Raw genomic sequence first — 19586 nt, 5'->3', positions numbered from 1 at the left:
CCGGGATCCGGGAGATTGGTCAGCTGAGTCTGTCGGTTCGTGACGCAAGTCTTGCCTGACCAATGGCAGGAGTCACCGGGCGCCCGGTGACTCAGACCGCCGATTCCCACCCCACCCGCGCGCCGAACCCCGCGAACCGTTACGCCTCTGAAACGCTGGTTTCGGTTCCGCGAAACGACCGGGTCCTAGTTTCAGGGCCGGAACGGGGTGAGACGTGCTGGTGCAGGAGTTCAACGCGATGCCGAGGGCCGAGGTGGTCACGGCGCTGACGGCGTGCGCGCGCATCGAGAGCTGGACGACGGCACTCGCCGACGCCCGCCCCTTCGCCGACCAGGACGCCGTGCTGGCCGCCGCCCGCGAGCTGGCGGCGGGCTGGACGATCGCCGAGGTCGACGGCGCGCTGGCCGACCACCCGCGCATCGGGGAGCGGCACACCGGCGACGCCGCGGCCGCCGCGCTCAGCAGCCGCGAGCAGGCCGGGGTCGGCGACGACGCCGACGTCGCCGCGCGGCTGCGCGCCGGCAACGCCGCCTACGAGGAGAAGTTCGGTCGCATCTACCTCGTCCGGGCCAAGGGCCGCAGCGCCGAGGAGCTGCTGGCGCTGCTCGACCAGCGCCTCACCCACGACCCGGCCACCGAGGACGCCGTGGTGATCGGCCAGCTCGCCGAGATCGCCCTGCTGCGGCTCGGCGACCTGCTCGACGCCGCCGACGAGTCCCCGACGCAGGCGATCGCATGACCACGCTCTCGACCCACGTCCTCGACGCCGCGCTCGGCCGCCCCGCGGCCGGCCTCGACGTCGTGCTGCTCGATGCGCAGCGCATCGAGCTCGCGGCCACCGCCACCGACGCCGACGGGCGCGTGCGGTTCGCCGACCAGACCCTCCCCGGCCCTGGGACCTACCGCCTGGTGTTCGCCACCGGTCCGTGGTTCGCAGCCGCAGCCCGATCGACCCTCTACCCCGAGGTCGAGCTGGTCTTCGCCGTCACCGACGACCAGCCGCACTACCACGTCGCGCTGCTGCTGAGCCCGTTCGCCTACACCACCTATCGCGGAAGCTGAGGAACCATGGCAGTTGGAGACATCGTGCTCGGAGCCAACCAGTACGGGAAGGCCGAGTGCCGCCTGGTGCGGGTCACCCGCGACGCCGACCCGGCCCGGCCGGGCTACCACGAGATCACCGATCTCAACGTCACCAGCCAGCTGCGCGGCGACTTCGTCACCTGCCACACCGAGGGCGACAACTCCCAGGTCGTGGCCACCGACACCCAGAAGAACACCGTCTACGCCTTCGCCCAGGAGTTCGGCGTCGGCGCCCCCGAGGACTTCCTGCTGCGATTGGGCCGCCACTTCGTCGGCGGCTTCGAGTGGGTGAGCGGCGGGCGTTTCGAGGCCGAGCAGTACGCCTGGAAGCGCATCGGGGTCGACGGCGTCCCACACGACCACGCCTTCGTGCGCGCCGGCACCGAGACCCGCACGACCGTCGTCCAGTTCGACGGCGAGGAGGCCTTCGTCGTCAGCGGCTTGAAGGACTGCGTGGTGCTGAAGTCGACCGGCTCGGAGTTCCACGGCTTCCCGCGCGACCGCTACACGACGCTGGTCGAGACCGACGACCGCATCCTGGCCACCAGCGTCACCGCCTGGTGGCGCTACACCGAGCTCGGCCTCGACTACGACGCGCTGTTCACCGGCATCCGCGAGCTGCTGCTCTCCACCTTCGCCGGCCTGCACTCCCTCGCGCTCCAGCAGACGATCTTCGCCATGGGCAAGGCGGTGCTGGAGGCCTACCCGATGGTCGGCGAGGTGAAGCTGTCGTGCCCCAACAAGCACCACTTCCTCGTCGACCTCTCCCCCTTCGGCCAGGAGAACCCCAACGAGGTCTTCTACGCCGCCGACCGTCCCTACGGCCTCATCCAGGCCACCATCGAGCGCGAGGGCGCGCCCGCCGAGCCCCGTGCGTGGGCGACGATCCCGGGCTTCGCATGAGGATCGATGCCGTGGCCGGACGCCGCGTGCTGGTCGGCGACCGGTTCGTGCCGGCCGTCGTGCGCATCCGGCAGGGCCGCATCGAGACCGTCGACGTGGTGCCGGACGACGCAGATCCGGGCGCTGCTCTGGACGCCGTCGAGGGCCTGGTGCTGCGCGCCCCCGACACCGCGTTCGTCGTCCCGGGCGTCGTCGACACCCACGTGCACATCAACGAGCCGGGCCGCACCCACTGGGAGGGCTTCTCCTCGGCCACCGAGGCCGCGGCGCTCGGCGGCGCGACCACGCTGATCGACATGCCGCTCAACTCGATCCCGCCGACCACCACCGTCGAGCATCTGCGCATCAAGCAGGAGGCGGCGGCCGGGCAGCTGATGGTCGACGTCGGCTTCTGGGGCGGCGCGATCCCCGGCAACCTCGCCGACCTCGAACCGCTGTGGGAGGCCGGTGTCTTCGGCTTCAAGTGCTTCCTCGCGCCGTCCGGGGTCGAGGAGTTCCCCCCGCTCGACCCGCAGCAGTTCCGCGAGCACCTCGCCGAGATCGGCCGCTTCGGCGGCCTGATGATCGTGCACGCCGAGGACGCCCGCGTGCTGGAGGAGGCGCCGTCCCCGCCCTCGCGCGCCTACGCCGACTTCCTGCTCTCCCGGCCCGACACCGCCGAGACCGCGGCGATCCAGCAGGTCATCGACGGTGTGCGCGAGACCGGCGCGCGCGGCCACATCCTGCACCTCTCCTCGGCCCGCGCCCTCGACCTCATCGCCGACGCCCGCGCCGAGGGGCTGCCGCTGACCGTCGAGACCTGCCCGCACTACCTGTGCTTCAACGCCGAGTCGATCCCCGACGCCTCCCCGCAGTTCAAGTGCTGCCCGCCGATCCGCGACGCCGGCAACCGCGAGCAGCTGTGGCAGGCGCTGCGCGCGGGCGTCATCGACGCCGTCGTCAGCGACCACTCCCCGGCCACGGCCGAGGAGAAGCAGCGCGGCGACGGCGACCTCCAGCAGGCCTGGGGCGGGGTCTCGGGGCTCCAGGTCGGGTTCAGCGCCGTCGCGTTCGAGGCTCGGCGCCGCAACATCGGCCTGCACCAGGTGAGCCGCTGGATGTCGCGCAACACCGCCGACCTCGTGGGCCTGGCGCACAAAGGCCGCATCGAGGTGGGCGCCGACGCCGACCTGGCGATCTACGACACCGGGGTGGAGTTCCGCATCGAGGCCACCCGCCTGGCGCACCGCAACCCGATCTCGGCCTACGACGGCCTGCGCTACGGCGGCCGCATCACCCGCTCGGTCGTGCGCGGCAACGCCATCGACGTCGACCGTCCCGACCACCACTGGGGACGACAGCTGGCACGCGCCGGCGCCCCGACCCAGCCGCTGACCCAGCCCACGACCCAGCCCACGACTCAGGAGGCACCTGCGTGAGCCTGCCCATCAACCCGCCCCCGCGGATGCTCATGGGGCCGGGCCCGATCGACGCCGACCCGCGGGTGCTGCGGGCCATGTCCGCGGCCCTGGTCGGCCAGTACGACCCGGCGATGACGGCGTACATGAACGAGACGATGGCGCTCTACCGCACGGTCTTCGCCACCGAGAACGAGCAGACGTTCCTCGTCGACGGCACCTCCCGGGCCGGCATCGAGGCGGCGCTGGTCTCGCTGCTGGAGCCCGGCGACCGCGTGCTGGTGCCGGTGTTCGGGCGCTTCGGTCACCTGCTGACCGAGATCGCCGAACGCTGCCGCGCCGAGGTGCACACCGTGGAAGTGCCGTGGGGCGAGGTCGTGCCCGCCGAGCTGGTCGAGGAGGCGATCGTCCGGGTGCGCCCGAAGGTGCTGGCCACCGTGCAGGGCGACACCTCCACCACGATGTGCCAGCCGTTGGCGGCGTTCGGCGAGATCGCCCGCCGCCACGACGTGCTGCTCTACGTCGACACCACCGCCTCGCTCGGCGGCAACGAGCTGCTCACCGACGCCTGGCACCTCGACGTCGTCACCGCGGGCCTGCAGAAGTGCCTGGGCGGGCCGTCGGGCAGTGCGCCGATCACCATCGGCCCCCGTGCGGTGGAGGTCATCGAGGCCCGCCGCCACATCGAGGCCGGCATCGCCGACGCAGGCGACGCAGCCGACACCCCGCGCGGCAGCCGCATCGCCTCGAACTACCTCGACCTCGCGCAGATCATGGCCTACTGGGGTCCGCGCCGGCTCAACCACCACACCGAGGCCACCACCATGCTGTGGGGCGCGCGCGAGTGCGCGCGGATCCTCGTCGAGGAGGGCATCCCCCAGGCGATCGAGCGGCACCGGTTGCACGGCGAGGCGATGCTGGCCGGCGTCCGCGGGTTGGGGTTGGAGGTGTTCGGCGACGTCGCGCACAAGATGACCAACGTCGTGGCGGTCCACATCCCCGACGGCGTGGTCGGCGACCGCGTGCGCACCGCGATGCTGGAGGACTTCGGCATCGAGATCGGCACCAGCTTCGGCCCGCTGCACGGGAAGGTGTGGCGCATCGGCACGATGGGCTACAACGCCCGCACCGACGCCGTCCTGACGACGCTGGCCTGCCTCGAGCAGGTGCTGCGCGCCGAGGGCGCGAGCGTGACGGCCGGCGGCGGCGTCGGCGCGGCCCGCGAGGTGTACGCGTCGTGACCGCCGTCCCGGACTCGCTGGCCGACCCGACCACCGCCGAGGGTGTGCTCGAACGCTGCAGCCAGCTCGACGGTTGGTCCTCGCGCCCCGACTGCCTCGAACGCATCTACCTCACCCCCGAGCACGCGGGGGCCAACCGGCTCACGGCGGCCTGGATGCAGCAGGCCGGCCTGCGCACCTGGCAGGACGCCGCCGGCAACATCTGCGGACGCCGCGAGGGCCGCACCGACGGTCTGCCCGCGCTGCTGCTCGGCTCCCACCTCGACACCGTGCCCGACGCCGGGTCCTTCGACGGCATGCTCGGGGTCGTCATGGCGATCGCCGTGGCGCAGCGACTCGGGCGCCGCATCGACGCCGGCGAGCTGGCGCCGCTTCCGTTCGCCTTGGAGGTCATCGGGTTCAGCGACGAGGAAGGCGCCCGGTTCGGGAAGGCGCTGCTCGGCTCGAGCGCGGTGGCGGGCGTGTGGGACGACGAGTGGTGGGACCTGCGCGACCGGCACGGCACCACGCTGCTGGAGGCCTTCGACGCCTTCGGTCTCGAGCCGCGCCACGTGCGGACGGCGGCCCGGCGTCCCGAGGAGCTGGTGGGCTACCTGGAGGCGCACATCGAGCAGGGCCCCTATCTGGAGGCCCGCGACGAGGCGCTCGGCTACGTCACCACCATCGCGGGCGCCCGCCGGTTCCGGCTCACCATCCTCGGCGAGGCCCGGCACGCCGGCGGGACGCCGTACCCGCGCCGCAAGGACGCCCTCGTCGGCGCCAGCGAGGCCATCGTGGAGATCGAGCAGTTGGCGCGGGCCAGCGAGTGCATCGCCACGGTCGGGCGCATCGAGGTGAGCCCGGGCGCGGTCAACGTGATCGCCGGCCGGGCCGACTTCAGCCTCGACCTGCGCGCGGCCACCGACACCGAGCGCGACGAGATGTGGGAGCTGATGCTCGCCGCGATCCGCCGCCAGTGCGACGCCCGCGGCCTGCGCCTGGAGGTCTCCGAGACCCACTGCGCCCCGGCCGCGCCGTGCGCACCCTGGCTCCAGGAGGCCGTCGTCCACGGCATCGCCACCACCGGCAACACCGACCCGCTCGGGTTGTGGAGCCGCGCCGGCCACGACGCCATGGTGATGGCCGAGGTCACCGAGATCGGCATGCTGTTCCTGCGCTGCGACGACGGCATCAGCCACCATCCCGACGAGGCCGTGCTGCCCGAGGACGTCGCCGTAGGCATCGACGCGTTCGAGGCGGCGGTGCTGCGCGTGGCCGAGGCCTACGAGGCACGGTCATGATCGAGCCGAGCGTGCGCATCGACGAGCGGATCGCCGCCCGCCAGCTCGACCTCTCCCCCCAGGAGCGTCGGGCCGCGGCGACGCTGCTGGAGCACCTCGACGACCTGGCCACCTACCGCGCCACCGAGCTGGCCCACATGGCCGGGGTCTCGAAGGCGACGATGTCGCGGCTCTTCCGCAGCCTGGGCTTCGCCGACTTCGACGAGGTGCGCGACCACCTGCGCGCCCTGCGCACCAACGGCGAACCCGGCCGCGACGACGACGGCGACCTGGTGGCGCACCTCGCGGCCGAGGCCGAGGCGATCCGCCGCGCGGTCGAGCATCCGCACGTGCCGGCCGCCGTCGAGCTGCTGGTCGCGGCCGCCCGCATCACCGTCGTCGGCTGGCGCAACTCCCACCCGGTGGCCCTGCACCTGCGCCAGCAGCTGGCGCACACCCGCGGCGACGTCCGTCTCGCACCGCTGCCCGGCCAGGTCACCGGCGAGGAGCTCGCCGACCTCGGCCCCGACGACGTCGTGGTGGCGGTCGGCTTCCGGCGGCGTCCCGGCTGGTTCGGCGACTTCCTCGCCGCGGCCCACGACACCGGCGCCCGCGTCGTCCTGATCGCCGACGGCACCGCGCTCGACCACGCCCGCGGGGTCGACCTGTGGCTGGAGTGCCCGATCTCGAGCCGGCTCGGCTTCGACTCCTACGCTGCCCCGATGAGCCTGGTGGCCGTGCTGGCCGACCGCGTGCTCGAGGCCGCCGGTGCCGCCGGACGCGAGCGGGTCAGCGGCATCAGCCGCACCTACGAGCGGCTCGGCGAGGTCGAGGGCTGATGGACCTCGGCACCGTCACCTCCTACCGGCTCGCCCAGCGCCGCGCCGACCTCGCCCTCGGGCCCGGGGAGACGCTCGTGGCCGGCGGCACCTGGGTGTTCTCCGAGCCGCAGCCGCAGGTCTCCGGCCTCGTCGACCTCGCCGCGCTCGGCTGGCCGCCGGTCGAACGCCTGCCGGACGGCGGCCTGCGGGTGGCCGCCACCTGCCCGATCGCCACGCTGGCCGATCACGAGGCGGCGCCGGCGTCCGGGCTGTTCCGCACCGCCGCCGACGCGCTGCTCATGTCGTTCAAGATCCAGCAGGTCGCCACGGTCGGCGGCAACATCTGCCTGGCCCTGCCCGCCGGCGCGATGATCTCGCTGTTCGCGGGGCTCGGCGCCGACGCCGTCATCTGGACGCCGGGGGGCGGCGAGCGCCGCGAGCCCGTGGCCCGCTTCGTGCTCGGCGTGCAGCGCACCACCCTGCTGCCCGGCGAGGTGCTGCGCGGGGTGGAGGTCTCCGCCGCAGCCCTCGCGCTGCCGGTGGCGTTCCGCAAGATCGCGCTGACCGAGCAGGGCCGCTCCAGCAGCGTCGTGCTCGGCGTGCTCACCGACGCCGGCCCACGCGTGACGGTCACCGCGGCCACGCCGCGGCCGGTGGTGCTCGGCGCCGGCGGCGAGGTCGACGACCCGCGCGGCCTGGACGCCGTCCCCGAGCTGTGCGGCTGGTACGACGACCCGCACGGCCCGCCCGACTGGCGTGCCGCGGTGACGGCGGTGCTGGTCGACGAGGTGCTCGCCGAGCTCGAGGCTCCCGCGGGGGCGGCCGCATGAGGGTCAACGGGGTCGAGGTCGGCCGGGCGCCGCGTCCGGGGCAGTGCCTGCGCACCTACCTGCGCGAGACCGGCCACCTGGAGGTCAAGAAGGGCTGCGACGCCGGCGACTGCGGTGCGTGCGGCGTGCTCGTCGACGGCGCCCCACGGCACTCCTGCCTCTACCCGGCGGCGCGCGCGGTGGCGGAGTCCGCCGAGGTCACCACCGTGGCGGGTCTGGGCTCGCCCGAGCACCTGCACCCGGTGCAGGAGAACTTCCTGGCGGCGCAGGGCTTCCAGTGCGGCTTCTGCACGGCGGGCTTAGTGGTCACGGCCGCCGCGCTGGCCGCCGAGCAGGGCGCCGACGACGGCGTCGTCGACGCGACCGACCGCACCTGGAAGGGCAACCTGTGCCGCTGCACGGGCTACCGCTCGATCCGCGACGCGCTGGCCGGCCGGGTCAACGTCGAGCACACGGCCGACGCCGGTTCCGGCGTGGGTGTCTCGCGGGCCGTGCCGGCCGGACGCCGCATCGTCACCGGCCGCGAGGAGTACACCCTCGACATCCCGGTCGGGCACCCCGCCCACGACACCCTGCACGCGGTGGTGCTGCAGAGCCCGCACCCGCACGCGCGGATCCGCTCCATCGACACCGCGGCCGCGCTGGCCGCGCCCGGCGTCCACCTGGTGCTCACCCACGCCGACGTGCCCGACGTGCTGTACTCCTCGGGTCGTCACGACGATCGCCGCGACGACCCCGACGACACCCGCCTGCTCGACGACGTCGTCCGCTTCGCCGGGCAGCGCGTCGCGCTCGTGGTGGCCGACTCGGTGGCGCAGGCCGAGGCCGCGGCCCGGCTGATCGTCGTCGACTACGAGGTGCTGCCCGCGGTGCTCGACCCCGAGGCCGCCCGGCGTCCGGGGGCGCCGCTGGTGCACGGGGAGAAGGACCCCGCGGCGTCCCGCATCGCCGAGCCGGGACGCAACGTCGTGGCGCAGACCCACGGCGAGATCGGCGATGTCGCCGCCGGCCTGGCCGCGGCCGCACACCGCGTGCACGGCACGTGGACGACGTCGCGGGTCACCCACGCCGCGATGGAGACCCACGGCGCGCGCGGCTGGATCGAGGGCGACTGGGCCGCCGGCGGGCGGCTCGTGCTGCGCACCTCGACCCAGGTGCCGTTCCTGGTGCGCGACGAGCTGGCGCACCTCTTCGGCCTCGACCGCGAGCGGGTGCGCGTGCATGCGGCCCGGGTGGGCGGCGGGTTCGGCGGCAAGCAGGAGATGCTCGTCGAGGACCTCGTGGCGCTGGCCGTGCTGCGGCTCGCCGAGCAGGGCACCCCGCGGCCGGTGCAGCTCGAGCTGACCCGCGAGCAGCAGTTCACCCTCGTGCCCTCCCGCCACCCGATGCGGGTGGAGGTCGAGCTCGGCGCCGACGCCGACGGCGTGCTCACCGCGATGCGGCTCGACGTGCTCAGTGACACCGGCGCCTACGGCAACCACGCGGCCGGAGTGCTGTTCCACGGCGTCCACGAGTCGGTGGCGCTCTACCGCTGCGCCAACAAGCGGGTCGACGCCGAGGCGGTCTACACCCACCACGTGCCCTCGGGCGCGTTCCGCGGCTACGGATTGGGTCAGGTGATCTTCGGGGTCGAGTCGGCCCTCGACGACCTCGCCCGCGAGGTCGGCATCTCCGCGGCCGAGATCCGGCGGCGCAACGCCGTACGGCCCGGCGACGACTTCGTCGTCAACGGCGCCCCGGACGACGACCTGGTGCTCACCGAGGCCGGCAACGGCCTGCCGCAGTGCCTCGATCTGGTGGAGGCGGCGCTGGCCGCTGCGCCCGACGAGCACGAGCGACCCGCGCCCGACGGCTGGCTGGTCGGCTCCGGCCTGGCCGCGGCGATGATCGCCACGATCCCGCCGCGCGGGCACCACGCCACCGCCACCGTCACGGCCTTCGCCGACGGCCGCGTCGAGATCGGCGTCGGCTCGGCGGAGTTCGGCAACGGCTCGGCCACCGTGCACACGCAACTGGTGGCCTCCGAGCTCGCGCCCCTCGGCTGGGACGGCGCGATCTCGCTGCACTCGGCCGACACCGACGCCACCGCCTACGACACCGGCGCCTACGGGTCGACGGGATCGGTCGTCGCGGGCGGCGCCGTCCTGCTCGCGGCCCGCGCCCTGCGCGCTCGGCTCGAGGCCGGCGAGCGGCCCACCCCCGAGACGCCGTTGGTCGGCGAGGGCGAGCACCACGGGTCGCCGCGCGCGGTGGCCTTCAACGTGCACGGCGTGCGGGTGGCGGTGCGCCCCGAGACCGGCGAGGTGCGGGTGCTGCGCTCGGTGCACGCCGCCGACGCGGGGCGGGTGCTCAACCCCGAACAGCTGCGCGGCCAGGTCGAGGGCGGCGTCGCGCAGGCGTTCGGCTCCGCGCTCGCCGAGGAGGTCATGGTGGCCGACGGCGCGGTGACCACCCGCACCTTCCGCAACTACCGGGTGCCGCAGATGGGCGACGTGCCCACGACCCGGGTGCTCTTCGCCGACACCGTCGACCCGCTCGGCCCGTTCGGCGCGAAGTCGATGAGCGAGGCGCCCTACAACCCCGTCGCCCCGGCCGTGGCCAACGCGGTGCGCGACGCCGTCGGACGCCGTCCCCATGCCCTGCCGATCAGCCGCGACCGGGTCTGGCGGCTGCTCGCCGACAACCCCGCCGAGACACCCGCCGACCCGCCCGCCGACCCGCCCGCCGAGGAGACCCCATGACCGACGCCCCCTGGCTCGAGCGCGCGATCGCGCTGGCCGTCGACAACGTCGCCGCCGGCGGCGGGCCCTTCGGTGCCGTCATCGTGCGCGACGGCGTGCTGGTCGCCGACGGGCAGAACCGGGTGACCCGCGACCTCGACCCCACCGCCCACGCCGAGGTGGTGGCGATCCGCCGCGCCTGCGAGGCCCTGGGCGACTTCTCCCTGTCCGGCTGCACCCTCTACGCCTCCTGCGAACCCTGCCCGCTGTGCCTCTCCGCCTCGCTGTGGGCGCGGGTCGACCGGGTCGTCTTCGCCGCCGACCGCTACGACGCCGCCCGCGGCGGGTTCGACGACGAGGAGTTCTACGAGCTGTTCGCCCGCGAACGCGCCACCTGGCCCACGCCCGTCGAACGCACCGCGCACCCCGAGGCGTTCGCCCCCTTCGACGCCTGGCTCGGCGACGCCGCACGGACGCCGTACTGACGTGGCCGGCCCGCGTCCGGCCGCCCCTCGGCGGCGCTCGATCTTCACCGCCCGGCTGGTCAACACCGCGGCGGCGGGCGAGGTGCCGCGGGTGGCCGACGACATGCGCCAGGCGATCCTGGCCGGCGACGAGCCCCCGGGCACCCTGATCCCCATCGAGGAGGTCGCGCGGTTCTTCGGGGTCAGCCAGATCCCGGTGCGCGAGGCGCTCAAGGTGCTGCTCGGCGAGGGGCTGGTCGAGCACGTGCCGCACGTCGGCTACTCGGTGGCCAAGCTGACCTTCCGCGAGTTCCGCGAGCTCTACGACGTCCGGCAGGCGCTGGAAGCCTCGGCGCTGCGGGCCGCCGTCCTCGGGGCGGGGCCCGCGGACGACGCCGAGGTGCTCGACGCCCACGAGGCCCTCACCGCCGCGATCGCCGCGGGCGACGAGCGCGGCTATCACGCGGCGTCCCGGCGCTTCCACATGGCGCTCATCGCGCCGGCCGCCATGCAGCGGCTGCTGCACATGTACGAGACCGCTTGGAACATGACCGAGCCCGCGCGACCGATGGCCCGGGTCGACGCCGACGGACGCGCGCTGCTGCACGCCGACCACGACCGGCTCATCGAGGCGTTCCTGGCGCGCGACGCCGTCCGGCTGGTCGCGGAATCCCAGGCGCACTACGAGCATCTGGGTGCCGCGATCGCGCTGCTCGCCGACTCCCCCGACCTGTTCCGGCCGGCGCAGTGAGCCCGCGCGTATACCCCTATATCTTTCCCGACACCTCGGTGACACCGCTCGACGTGCGCGGTCGAAACGCGGCGTTCCTAGCGTCGTGCGCACCCGATCAGCCCACCCGGAGCCGCATCCGCATCGAGGAGTCCCGATGACCCAGCAGTCCGCCCACTCGACACCGCCGCCCGAGGCCGACCTCGTCGAGGCCGCCGGCTACCCGCCCGGTCGCGGCGTGCCGAAGCGCGCCTACGACCCGCGCTTGACCAACGAGGACCTCGCGCCGCTGAAGGAGCAGCGTTGGGGCGCCTACAACATCTTCGCCTTCTGGATGTCCGACGTGCACAGCGTCGGCGGCTACGTGACGATGGGCGCGCTCTTCGCGATCGGGCTCAACGCCTGGCAGGTGTTCGCCTGCCTGATCGTCGGCATCTGCATCGTGCAGTTCTTCGTCAACCTCGTCGCCAAGCCCAGCCAGATCGCGGGCGTCGCCTACCCGGTGACCAGCCGCGCGTCCTTCGGCGTCCTGGGAGCCAACATCCCCGCGATCGTGCGCGGTCTGATCGCGGTGGCCTGGTACGGCGTCCAGACCTTCCTGGCCGCGGAGTCGCTCATCATCGTGTTCGTGCGGCTCGCGCCGGACTGGTCGGCCTCGATGCTCTCGCACTCCTTCCTCGGCCTCTCCGCGCTCGGCTACCTCTGCTACGCGATCCTGTGGGTCCTCCAGGCGCTGCTGTTCTGGCGCGGCATGGACATGATCCGCACCTTCGTCGACTACGCGGGCCCGGCCGTCTACGTGGTGATGGTCGTGCTGTGCGGCTACCTGCTGGTCAAGGCCGACTTCGACATCGACCTCAACTTCTCCACCGAGCAGCTGCACGGCTGGGCGCTGGTGTGGGCCATGTGCGGCGCCGTGGCGGCCGTGGTGTCGTACTTCTCCGGTCCGATGCTGAACTTCGGCGACTTCTCGCGCTACGCCTCCAGCTACGAGAAGGTCAAGCGCGGCAACCTGCTCGGCCTGCCGCTGAACTTCATGTTCTTCTCGCTGCTCACCGTGCTCACGGCGGCCGCGACGCTGCCGGTCTACGGCAAGCTGATGACCGACCCGATCGAGACCGTCAACGCCCTCGACAACACCTACGCGATCGTGCTCGGCGGTATCACGTTCGTGATCGCGACCATCGGCATCAACATCGTGGCCAACTTCATCAGCCCGGCCTTCGACTTCTCCCACGTCGCGCCGCAGCGGATCTCGTGGTTCGCCGGCGGCATGATCGCCGCGGTCGGCTCGGTGCTGGTGACGCCGTGGAACTGGTACGCCAACGACGATGCCATCTTCTGGACCCTCGGCATCCTGGGCGGCCTCATCGGCCCGCTGTTCGGCATCCTCATCGCCGACTACTACCTGATCCGCCAGCAGCGCATCGTCGTCGACGACCTGTTCACCATGGAGGAGGACGGCGAGTACTGGTACACCAACGGCACCAACCGGGCGGCCGTCTACGCCCTGGCCGTCTCCGGTGCCCTCTCGCTGGGATCGGTCGTCGTGCCGAAGGTCCTCGACCTGATGGCCGCCGACGGCACCTCGCCGATCGACTGGATCACGAAGTACAGCTGGTTCATCGGCTGCGGTGCCGGCTTCGCCGCCTACTACGTCATCGCGCTGGCGATGAACGTGGCCGGCTCGGCCGATCGCCGGGCCCTGGCCCGGTCGACCTCCGGGACGTCGGCCGCGGCGGCGGCCTGACCGAGATGCGCATCCTGGTCGTCAATCCGAACAGCACGGGGTCGATGACCGAGGCGATCGGCGCTCACGCCCGGGCCGTGGTGGGCCCGGGCGTGAGCGTCGAGGCGGTCCATCCGCCCGGCAGCCCCGCCTCGATCGAGAGCCACACCGACGACGTCCTGGCCGCACCCGGAGTGCTCGCCGAGATCGCCCGGCGTCCCGATGTCGACGGCTTCGTGGTGGCCTGCTTCGGCGATCCCGGCCTGTTGGCCGCCCGCGAGATCGCCTCGGGACCGGTCGTCGGCATCGCCGAGGCCGGCATGCGCACCGCCTGCTATCTGGGGCGGTCGTTCTCGGTGGTCACCACGCTGCACCGCACGGTCGGGCACATCCGCGACCTGGCCGCGGGGTACGGCGTGGGCCGGCAGTGCGCCGGCGTGCACGCCAGCGGCGTCGCGGTGCTCGACCTCGAGACCGACCCGACGGCGTACGTGCGGGTGCTCACCACCGCCCGGGCCGCGCTCGCCGCCGACGGCAGCGACAGCCTGGTGCTCGGCTGCGCGGGCATGGCCGACCTCACCGGTCGGCTCGCCGCCGATCTCGGGGTGCCGGTGGTCGACGGCGTCGCCGCGGCCACCACGGAGGTCGAGCGGCTGGTGCGGCTGGGGCTGGCCACCGGCAAGACCGGCGAGTTCGCCACTCCCCGCCTCCCGGCGCTGCTGGGTTGACCGGGGCTGGCCGGGGCTGATCGCGAGCTCGTCGGGGCTGGCCGGAGCTGATCGGCGCGCCCGGCTCGGGCGGGCGCGCCGCGGGTCCGACGTCCCCCACATGTGATGACGAGCGTCACCCGATGTGGGGTGGGATGGCCGATGACCCTGCGTCGACGCTCTGGTACGACTGTTCACCATGACCACCCGCACCGTTCTCATCACCGGCGCCGCCGCCGGCATCGGCCGCGCCACCGCCCTCACCTTCGCCCGACGCGGCTGGACGATCGGCGGCTACGACATCGACGAGGCGGGCCTGGAGACCCTGGCCGCCGAGGTGCGTTCGCTCGGCTCGACCGCGATCACCGGCAAGCTCGACGTCACCGACGCGGGCGCCTTCGCCGCGGCCGTCGACGACTTCGTGCTCCAGACCGGGCGCCTCGACGTCCTGGTCAACAACGCCGGCATCCTGCGCGCGGGCAACTTCGAGGACCTCGCCGTCGAGACCCACCACCGCGAGATCGACATCAACGTCAAGGGCGTCGTCAACGGCCTGCACGCCGGCTTCCCGCACCTGAAGGCCACCAAGAAGTCCGTGGTGGTGAACCTGTCCTCCGCCTCGGCGATCTACGGCCAGGCCGAGCTGGCGAACTACAGCGCCACCAAGTTCTTCGTGCGCGGCATCTCCGAGGCGCTCGATCTCGAGTGGAGCCGCCACGGCATCCGCGTGGTCGCCATCTGGCCCCTCTACGTCGAGACCGCGATGACCGCCGACATCTCCACCGGCACCACCGAGTCGCTCGGCATCAACCTCGGCCCGCAGGACGTCGCCGACACCATCCTCGAGGCCGTCGAGCCGCCGCTCGCCCGCCGGCTCATCCACCAGGTGCACTACCCGGTCGGTCGCCAGGCCTCCACCCTCACCCTCGGCTCCCGGTTCTCCCCCGCGTGGCTCACGCGGCTGGTGAACAAGCGGTTGGCGGCGCACTGAGGCGGCTGCAGGTTTCGCCCCCCACGTGGCGCACGGGACGCCGCCCGGGAGGCGAGGTCAGGCGGACGCCGGCCGGGCGTGCAGCGCACCGACCACGGTGACCCCCGCGATCAGGACGCCGGCCAGCAGCAGGCCCGCGCCGAGGTGCCACTGCAGCAGCGCGGCACCGGCCGCGGCGCCGGCGAGGATCGAGACCACGGCGGTGAACCGGCGTCCTGAACCGCCGTCCCCCGCCCGCGACTTGCCGCTGCCGAACATCGAGTCGGCGGCCAGGCCGGTGATGGTCGAGGTGACCACGACGGTGGTGACGTCCTTGATGGCGATGAACCGGGCGACCGCCGCCTGGAGCCCCATCGCCGCGCCGAGCAGCGTGGTGACGGTGACGCCCAGCGGGCGGCCCGGCGTCTCCCCCACCACGAACAGCACGACGGCCAGCGCGAGGGTCACCACCGCGACGATCGCGAAGAGGATCGTGGTGAGGCGCGTCCACGCCGCGCCGGCCGCCTTGAGCGTGCGGCCGCCCAACGCGGCTCCGGCCATGAAGCCGAGCAGGGCGAGCGTGGGGCCGAGGATCGGCAGGTTGTCGCCGCCGACGAGCGCCATGCCGAGGATGACCACGTTGCCGGTCATGTTGCCGGTGAACACCCGGTCGAGTCCGAGGTAGCCGACGGCGTCGACGATGCCGGTGGTGAAGGTGAGGACGAGCATCAGCCACAGGTGCATCCGCTCGGTGGGGACGGCGCGCAGTCGGGTCACGCGGTCATTCTCCCGTCGTCGCCGGGTGGGCGATGGCCTGGGCCGCGCGCGCGAGATCGTCGACCCCCGAGGCGAGGTGCTCGGGGGTGTCGGTGGTGAGGTCGAGATGGAAGCCGTAGAGCGCCGAGTCCACCATCGTGACCACCCTCCGGGCCCGCCGCGGCGAGGCTCCGCACCGGACGACGTAGCGCTCGAGCGCCGCCGACCACTGGGCGTTGCTGGCGCGCACGTCGGAGAGATAGGGCTCCTGGCCGATCAGCCCGGTCGCCGCCGCCTGGAGGTAGACGTCGAGACAGCCGCGCAGCGGCTCGCGCTGGTACGCGGCCCAGAGGGCGTTGACGCCGGCCCGCACGGTGCGTGCGCCGGGCAGGGCGTCGACGGCGGCCACCGACCGCGCACCGATCGCGGCGACCACCGCGGAGACGAGCGCGTCACGCGAGCCGAAGTGGTAGACGAGCATCCGGTCGGAGGTGCCGATGGCAGCCGCGAGCGGGCGCAGCGTCAGGCCGATGAGTCCGTGCCGCAGGACGTGCTCGGCGACCGCCTCGAGGAGCTCCTCCTGTCGATTCACCAGGGCAGCGTAGCGAGTGCTACAGTCATCTCAGAAATGTAGCGACTGCTACATACATGACGAAGGACGTGATCCACGATGTACGCCGCCCTCCTCCTGCTCGCCGCGATCGGGGTCGAGGTCGTCTCGACGGCCCTGCTCCCGCGTGCTCAGGGATTCAGCCACCCCGGCTGGAGCGCGATCGTGCTGGGCGGCTACACGCTCTCGGTCTGGCTGCTCGCCCTCGTCGTCCGCACGATGCCGATCTCGGTGGCCTACGCGGTCTGGTCGGGTGTCGGCACCGCCATCGTGGCGATCGTCGGTTTCGCCTTCCTCGGCGAGTCGATGAACACGCTCAAGGCGCTCTCGCTCGGCCTCATCGTCACCGGCGTCATCGGCCTCAACCTCGCCGGCGCACACTGACGACGCCCTGGCGCCGTCCCGTCGACGCCCTGACACCGGCGGCACACCGACCTACCCTGGCCTGGTGATCCCTGCCGCACTGACGCCGATCAGCGACGCCTGGCATGCGTTGCCCGAACCGCTGCGCGACCCAGTGGCGCTCGCCATCCCGTTCTTCCTCCTGGCAGTCATCCTCGAGGCCGGGGCGGCGGCGCTGCTGGACGACGACCGGCCCGAGGCCGAGCGCGTCGCCCCCGACGGCCGCCCCCTGCCGCTGCGCGGCGCCTACGAGCGGCACGACGCGATGGCCAGCATGCTCATGGGGCTCATCTCGGTCGGGACGACGAGCGTCCTCAAGCTCGGTGCACTGGCGGTCTACGCGCTGCTCTTCACCTACGTCGCTCCCTGGCACCTGCCCACCGACGCCTGGTGGTCGTGGGTGCTGGTGGTGATCGTCGTCGACCTGCTCTTCTACTGGACCCACCGCATCGCGCACCGCGTGCGCATCGTGTGGGCGACCCATCAGGCCCACCACTCCAGCGCCTACTTCACCTTCGCCACCGCGCTGCGCCAGAAGTGGAACAACAGCCACGACCTCATCATCTGGCTGCCGCTGCCGGCCCTCGGCGTGCCGCCGGCGATGATCTTCGCGGCCTTCTCCCTCAACCTCGTCTACCAGTTCTTCGTGCACACCGAGCGGGTCGACCGACTGTGGCGGGCGATCGAGTTCGTGTTCAACACCCCCTCCCACCACCGGGTGCACCACGGCTGCGACCCCGAGTACCTCGACCGCAACTACGCCGGCATCCTCATCGTGTGGGACCGGATGTTCGGCTCGTTCCAGGCCGAGATCCGCCGTCCGACCTACGGCCTGACCAAGCCGATGCTCAGCACCAACATCTGGGAGCTCCAGACCCACGAGTACGCCGCCATCGCCCGCGACGTGCGGGCGGCCGGCACCTGGCGCGAGCGCCTGGGTTACGTGTTCGGGCCGCCCGGCTGGACGCCGACCGCCACCGGCGCCGCGGCGTCGGCGACCGGAGCGGCGGCACCGGCCGAGGCCTGACGCACCGGGGGCGTCGGGGTCTCGGCCCGCAGGAAGACGCCGGTGCGCTCGGCACCGAGCAGCTCGGTCGGCGCACCGTGGCGCACGACGGTGCGCCCGGAGACGAGCACCGCGCGGACGGCGTCGTCGTTGCGGTTGACCATGCGCGAGAGGCCGCCGTACTGCTCGACCGGGCTCTCGGCGTAGGCGTCGAGGGTGGCGTCGAGGTGCTCGGGGTCGACGACGACGAGGTCGGCGCGCGAACCCTCGCGCAGATGCCCGGCGTCGAGGCCGTACCAGTCGGCCAGCTCGCCGGTGAGGCGGTGCACGGCGTGCTCGATGCTCATGAACGGCGTGCCGGCGCGTTCGGCGTCGCGCACGTGGCGCAGCAGCCGCAGGCCCATGTTGTAGAACGCCATGTTGCGCAGGTGGGCGCCGGCGTCGGAGAAGCCCATCTGGACGCCGGGGTCGACGGCCAGCTTGCGCAGGAACTCGGGGCGGTGGTTGGAGATCGTGGTGCGCCAGCGCAGCGCGGTGCCGTGCTCGAGCACGAGGTCGAGGAACGCGTCGACCGGGTGCAGGCCGCCGCGCTCGACGCCGACGTCGCCGAAGCTCTTGCCCACCAGGCTGGCGTCGGGGCACTCGGTGATCTCGGCGTCGAAGAAGTCGCGGTGCCACACGCGCGGGCCGAACTTCGAGTCGTAGTCCTTGCGGAACGAGCGGCGGTAGGCCTCGTCGCGCAGCAGCTCGTCGCGGGCGACGGCGTCGGCGAGATGCAGGGCGGCGGCGCCGGAGCCGAACTCCTCGAAGATCACCAGGTCGATACCGTCGGCGTACACCTCGAACGGCACCGGCAGGTGCTGCCAGCGGAAGTCGCCGCCGAGGCGGTTCACCAGCTTCGCCAGCGGCCCCATGATGTGGACGACGGCCGGGTTGGCCTTGATGTCGGCGGCCGAGAGCAGGCTGGTCTTCAGGTGCGGGCGGCCGATGCCCAGCGAGGTGGCGGCCTGGCTGAGGATGTTCTGCGGGTTCTTGATGTCGGGCCCGGACTGCAGCACGCGGCGGCGTCGGCGCAGCACCGCGTTGAGGCGGCGCAGTTCGCGGGGCTTGGCGTACGTCGAGGGCAGCGTGCGCGAGCGGCACAGGTCGCCGTCCAGCTTGTCGAAGAGCAGCTGCTGGGAGGACATGCCGACGAACCCGGCGTCGAGGGCCTCCTCGAGCATCTGCTCCATGCGGGCCTGCTCGGACGGCGTCGGGCGCACCTCCTTGCGGGTGGCGCGGTCGAGGCCCATGGTGGCGGTGCGCATGTCGGAGTGGCCGATGAACGCGGCGAGATTGGGGCCGAGCGGCAGCCGCTCGAGCGCCTCGATGTAGGACGCCGGGTCGCTCCAGGTCTTGTTGCGCTGCACCGCGCCGATGACGTGCATGCGCGGGATCGCCTCGACCCGGCCGAACAGGTCGCCGGCGTCGACGGGGTCGACGTGCACCGTCGAGAGCGAGCAGGAGCCGAGCAGGATCGTGGTGACGCCGTGCCGCACCGACTCGGCGAGCGCCGGGCCCTCGAGCACCTCGACGTCGTAGTGGGTGTGGATGTCGACCATGCCCGGCATCACCCACGCGCCCGCGGCGTCGATGACCTCGGTGTGCTCGCCAGCCTCGAGCGGGGCGGCGCTCACCGCGGTGACGACGCCGTCGGTGACGCCGATGTCGCGGACGGCCGCGGGCGCACCGCTGCCGTCGAACCAGAGCCCGCCGCGGATGATGGTGTCGTAGGTCACGTTCCCATGAGATCGGGCGGATTGACGCGCGTCAAGAGTCTGGGTGGACGGTTTCGGGGGCGGCGTGTCGGAATCACCGGTGCACCGGTGACTCCTGCACTTCTCAGGGAAAACTTCGGCCGATAAGCGACAGTTTCCCCTGAGAAGTGCGCCCGTTTATCGGACGCCGCACCGGTCTAC

At 72.8% G+C, this 19586-nt stretch carries 19 protein-coding genes; 16 read left to right on the top strand and 3 right to left on the bottom strand.

Annotation, left to right across the window (positions count from 1 at the left end; translation table 11 throughout):
* Nucleotides 1–214 precede the first annotated feature (214 nt).
* From uraD to ABD671_RS08390, 14 genes are all read left to right on the top strand, one after another.
* Entirely contained in the window at nt 215–739 is a 525-nt protein-coding gene (gene uraD, locus ABD671_RS08455) for a 2-oxo-4-hydroxy-4-carboxy-5-ureidoimidazoline decarboxylase (RefSeq protein ID WP_344732867.1), read from the top strand.
* Nucleotides 736–1062 carry a hydroxyisourate hydrolase gene (gene uraH, locus ABD671_RS08450; RefSeq protein ID WP_344732866.1) on the top strand — a complete coding sequence of 109 codons (327 nt, stop codon included), beginning with the start codon at nt 736–738 and terminating at the stop codon, nt 1060–1062. Before uraD ends, uraH begins: the two co-directional genes overlap by 4 nt.
* A gap of 6 nt (nt 1063–1068) precedes the next feature.
* Nucleotides 1069–1986, top strand: a complete 918-nt coding sequence (gene pucL / locus ABD671_RS08445) for a factor-independent urate hydroxylase (protein ID WP_344732865.1) — start codon at nt 1069–1071, stop codon at nt 1984–1986.
* 11 nt (nt 1987–1997) lie between these two features.
* A complete protein-coding gene (allB, locus tag ABD671_RS08440) occupies nt 1998–3404 on the top strand; it encodes an allantoinase AllB (protein ID WP_344732864.1) in 1407 nt (468 codons plus the stop codon).
* Nucleotides 3401–4624, top strand: a complete 1224-nt coding sequence (locus ABD671_RS08435; RefSeq protein WP_344732863.1) for a pyridoxal-phosphate-dependent aminotransferase family protein — start codon at nt 3401–3403, stop codon at nt 4622–4624. The genes allB and ABD671_RS08435 overlap by 4 nt, the downstream gene beginning before the upstream one ends.
* Entirely contained in the window at nt 4621–5904 is a 1284-nt protein-coding gene (locus ABD671_RS08430; RefSeq protein WP_344732862.1) for an allantoate amidohydrolase, read from the top strand. Before ABD671_RS08435 ends, ABD671_RS08430 begins: the two co-directional genes overlap by 4 nt.
* Nucleotides 5901–6722: a MurR/RpiR family transcriptional regulator gene (locus ABD671_RS08425; RefSeq protein ID WP_344732861.1), complete on the top strand. Its 822-nt coding sequence runs from the start codon at nt 5901–5903 to the stop codon at nt 6720–6722. The genes ABD671_RS08430 and ABD671_RS08425 overlap by 4 nt, the downstream gene beginning before the upstream one ends.
* A complete protein-coding gene (locus ABD671_RS08420; protein ID WP_344732860.1) occupies nt 6722–7534 on the top strand; it encodes an FAD binding domain-containing protein in 813 nt (270 codons plus the stop codon). Before ABD671_RS08425 ends, ABD671_RS08420 begins: the two co-directional genes overlap by 1 nt.
* Nucleotides 7531–10275 (top strand): molybdopterin-dependent oxidoreductase, encoded by a 2745-nt coding sequence (locus ABD671_RS08415; protein ID WP_344732859.1) that lies wholly within the window; start codon nt 7531–7533, stop codon nt 10273–10275. The genes ABD671_RS08420 and ABD671_RS08415 overlap by 4 nt, the downstream gene beginning before the upstream one ends.
* A complete protein-coding gene (locus tag ABD671_RS08410; protein ID WP_344732858.1) occupies nt 10272–10739 on the top strand; it encodes a nucleoside deaminase in 468 nt (155 codons plus the stop codon). The genes ABD671_RS08415 and ABD671_RS08410 overlap by 4 nt, the downstream gene beginning before the upstream one ends.
* Nucleotide 10740: 1 nt before the next feature.
* Nucleotides 10741–11469 carry a GntR family transcriptional regulator gene (locus ABD671_RS08405; protein ID WP_344732856.1) on the top strand — a complete coding sequence of 243 codons (729 nt, stop codon included), beginning with the start codon at nt 10741–10743 and terminating at the stop codon, nt 11467–11469.
* A 136-nt stretch (nt 11470–11605) separates the two neighbouring features.
* The gene (locus ABD671_RS08400; RefSeq protein ID WP_344732855.1) at nt 11606–13198 is read left to right on the top strand and encodes an NCS1 family nucleobase:cation symporter-1; all 1593 of its coding nucleotides are present in this window, start codon (nt 11606–11608) and stop codon (nt 13196–13198) included.
* A gap of 5 nt (nt 13199–13203) precedes the next feature.
* Nucleotides 13204–13905 carry an aspartate/glutamate racemase family protein gene (locus ABD671_RS08395; protein ID WP_344732854.1) on the top strand — a complete coding sequence of 234 codons (702 nt, stop codon included), beginning with the start codon at nt 13204–13206 and terminating at the stop codon, nt 13903–13905.
* Nucleotides 13906–14083: 178 nt separating this feature from the next.
* Nucleotides 14084–14875 carry an SDR family oxidoreductase gene (locus ABD671_RS08390; protein ID WP_344732853.1) on the top strand — a complete coding sequence of 264 codons (792 nt, stop codon included), beginning with the start codon at nt 14084–14086 and terminating at the stop codon, nt 14873–14875.
* A gap of 57 nt (nt 14876–14932) precedes the next feature.
* Here ABD671_RS08390 and ABD671_RS08385 read toward each other — a convergent pair whose 3' ends face one another.
* Nucleotides 14933–15631 (bottom strand): YoaK family protein, encoded by a 699-nt coding sequence (locus tag ABD671_RS08385; protein WP_344732851.1) that lies wholly within the window; start codon nt 15629–15631, stop codon nt 14933–14935.
* Nucleotides 15632–15635: 4 nt separating this feature from the next.
* On the bottom strand, nt 15636–16202 hold the full coding sequence (locus tag ABD671_RS08380) for a TetR family transcriptional regulator (protein WP_344732850.1): 567 nt from the start codon (nt 16200–16202) through the stop codon (nt 15636–15638).
* 78 nt (nt 16203–16280) lie between these two features.
* On the opposite strand from ABD671_RS08380, the gene ABD671_RS08375 reads away from it, so the two are divergent.
* Nucleotides 16281–16604, top strand: coding sequence for a DMT family transporter (locus tag ABD671_RS08375; RefSeq protein ID WP_344732849.1), 324 nt, complete (start codon nt 16281–16283; stop codon nt 16602–16604).
* Between the two features lie 64 nt (nt 16605–16668).
* Nucleotides 16669–17649: a sterol desaturase family protein gene (locus ABD671_RS08370; RefSeq protein WP_344732848.1), complete on the top strand. Its 981-nt coding sequence runs from the start codon at nt 16669–16671 to the stop codon at nt 17647–17649.
* On the opposite strand, the gene ABD671_RS08365 is transcribed toward ABD671_RS08370, so the two are convergent.
* Nucleotides 17562–19406, bottom strand: a complete 1845-nt coding sequence (locus ABD671_RS08365) for an N-acyl-D-amino-acid deacylase family protein (protein WP_344732847.1) — start codon at nt 19404–19406, stop codon at nt 17562–17564. The genes ABD671_RS08370 and ABD671_RS08365 overlap by 88 nt on opposite strands.
* Nucleotides 19407–19586 lie beyond the last annotated feature (180 nt).

The sequence above is a fragment of the Nocardioides fonticola genome, assembly GCF_039536805.1.
Lineage (GTDB): Bacteria > Actinomycetota > Actinomycetes > Propionibacteriales > Nocardioidaceae > Nocardioides > Nocardioides fonticola.
This window is presented reverse-complemented; position numbering and strand designations above follow the sequence as displayed.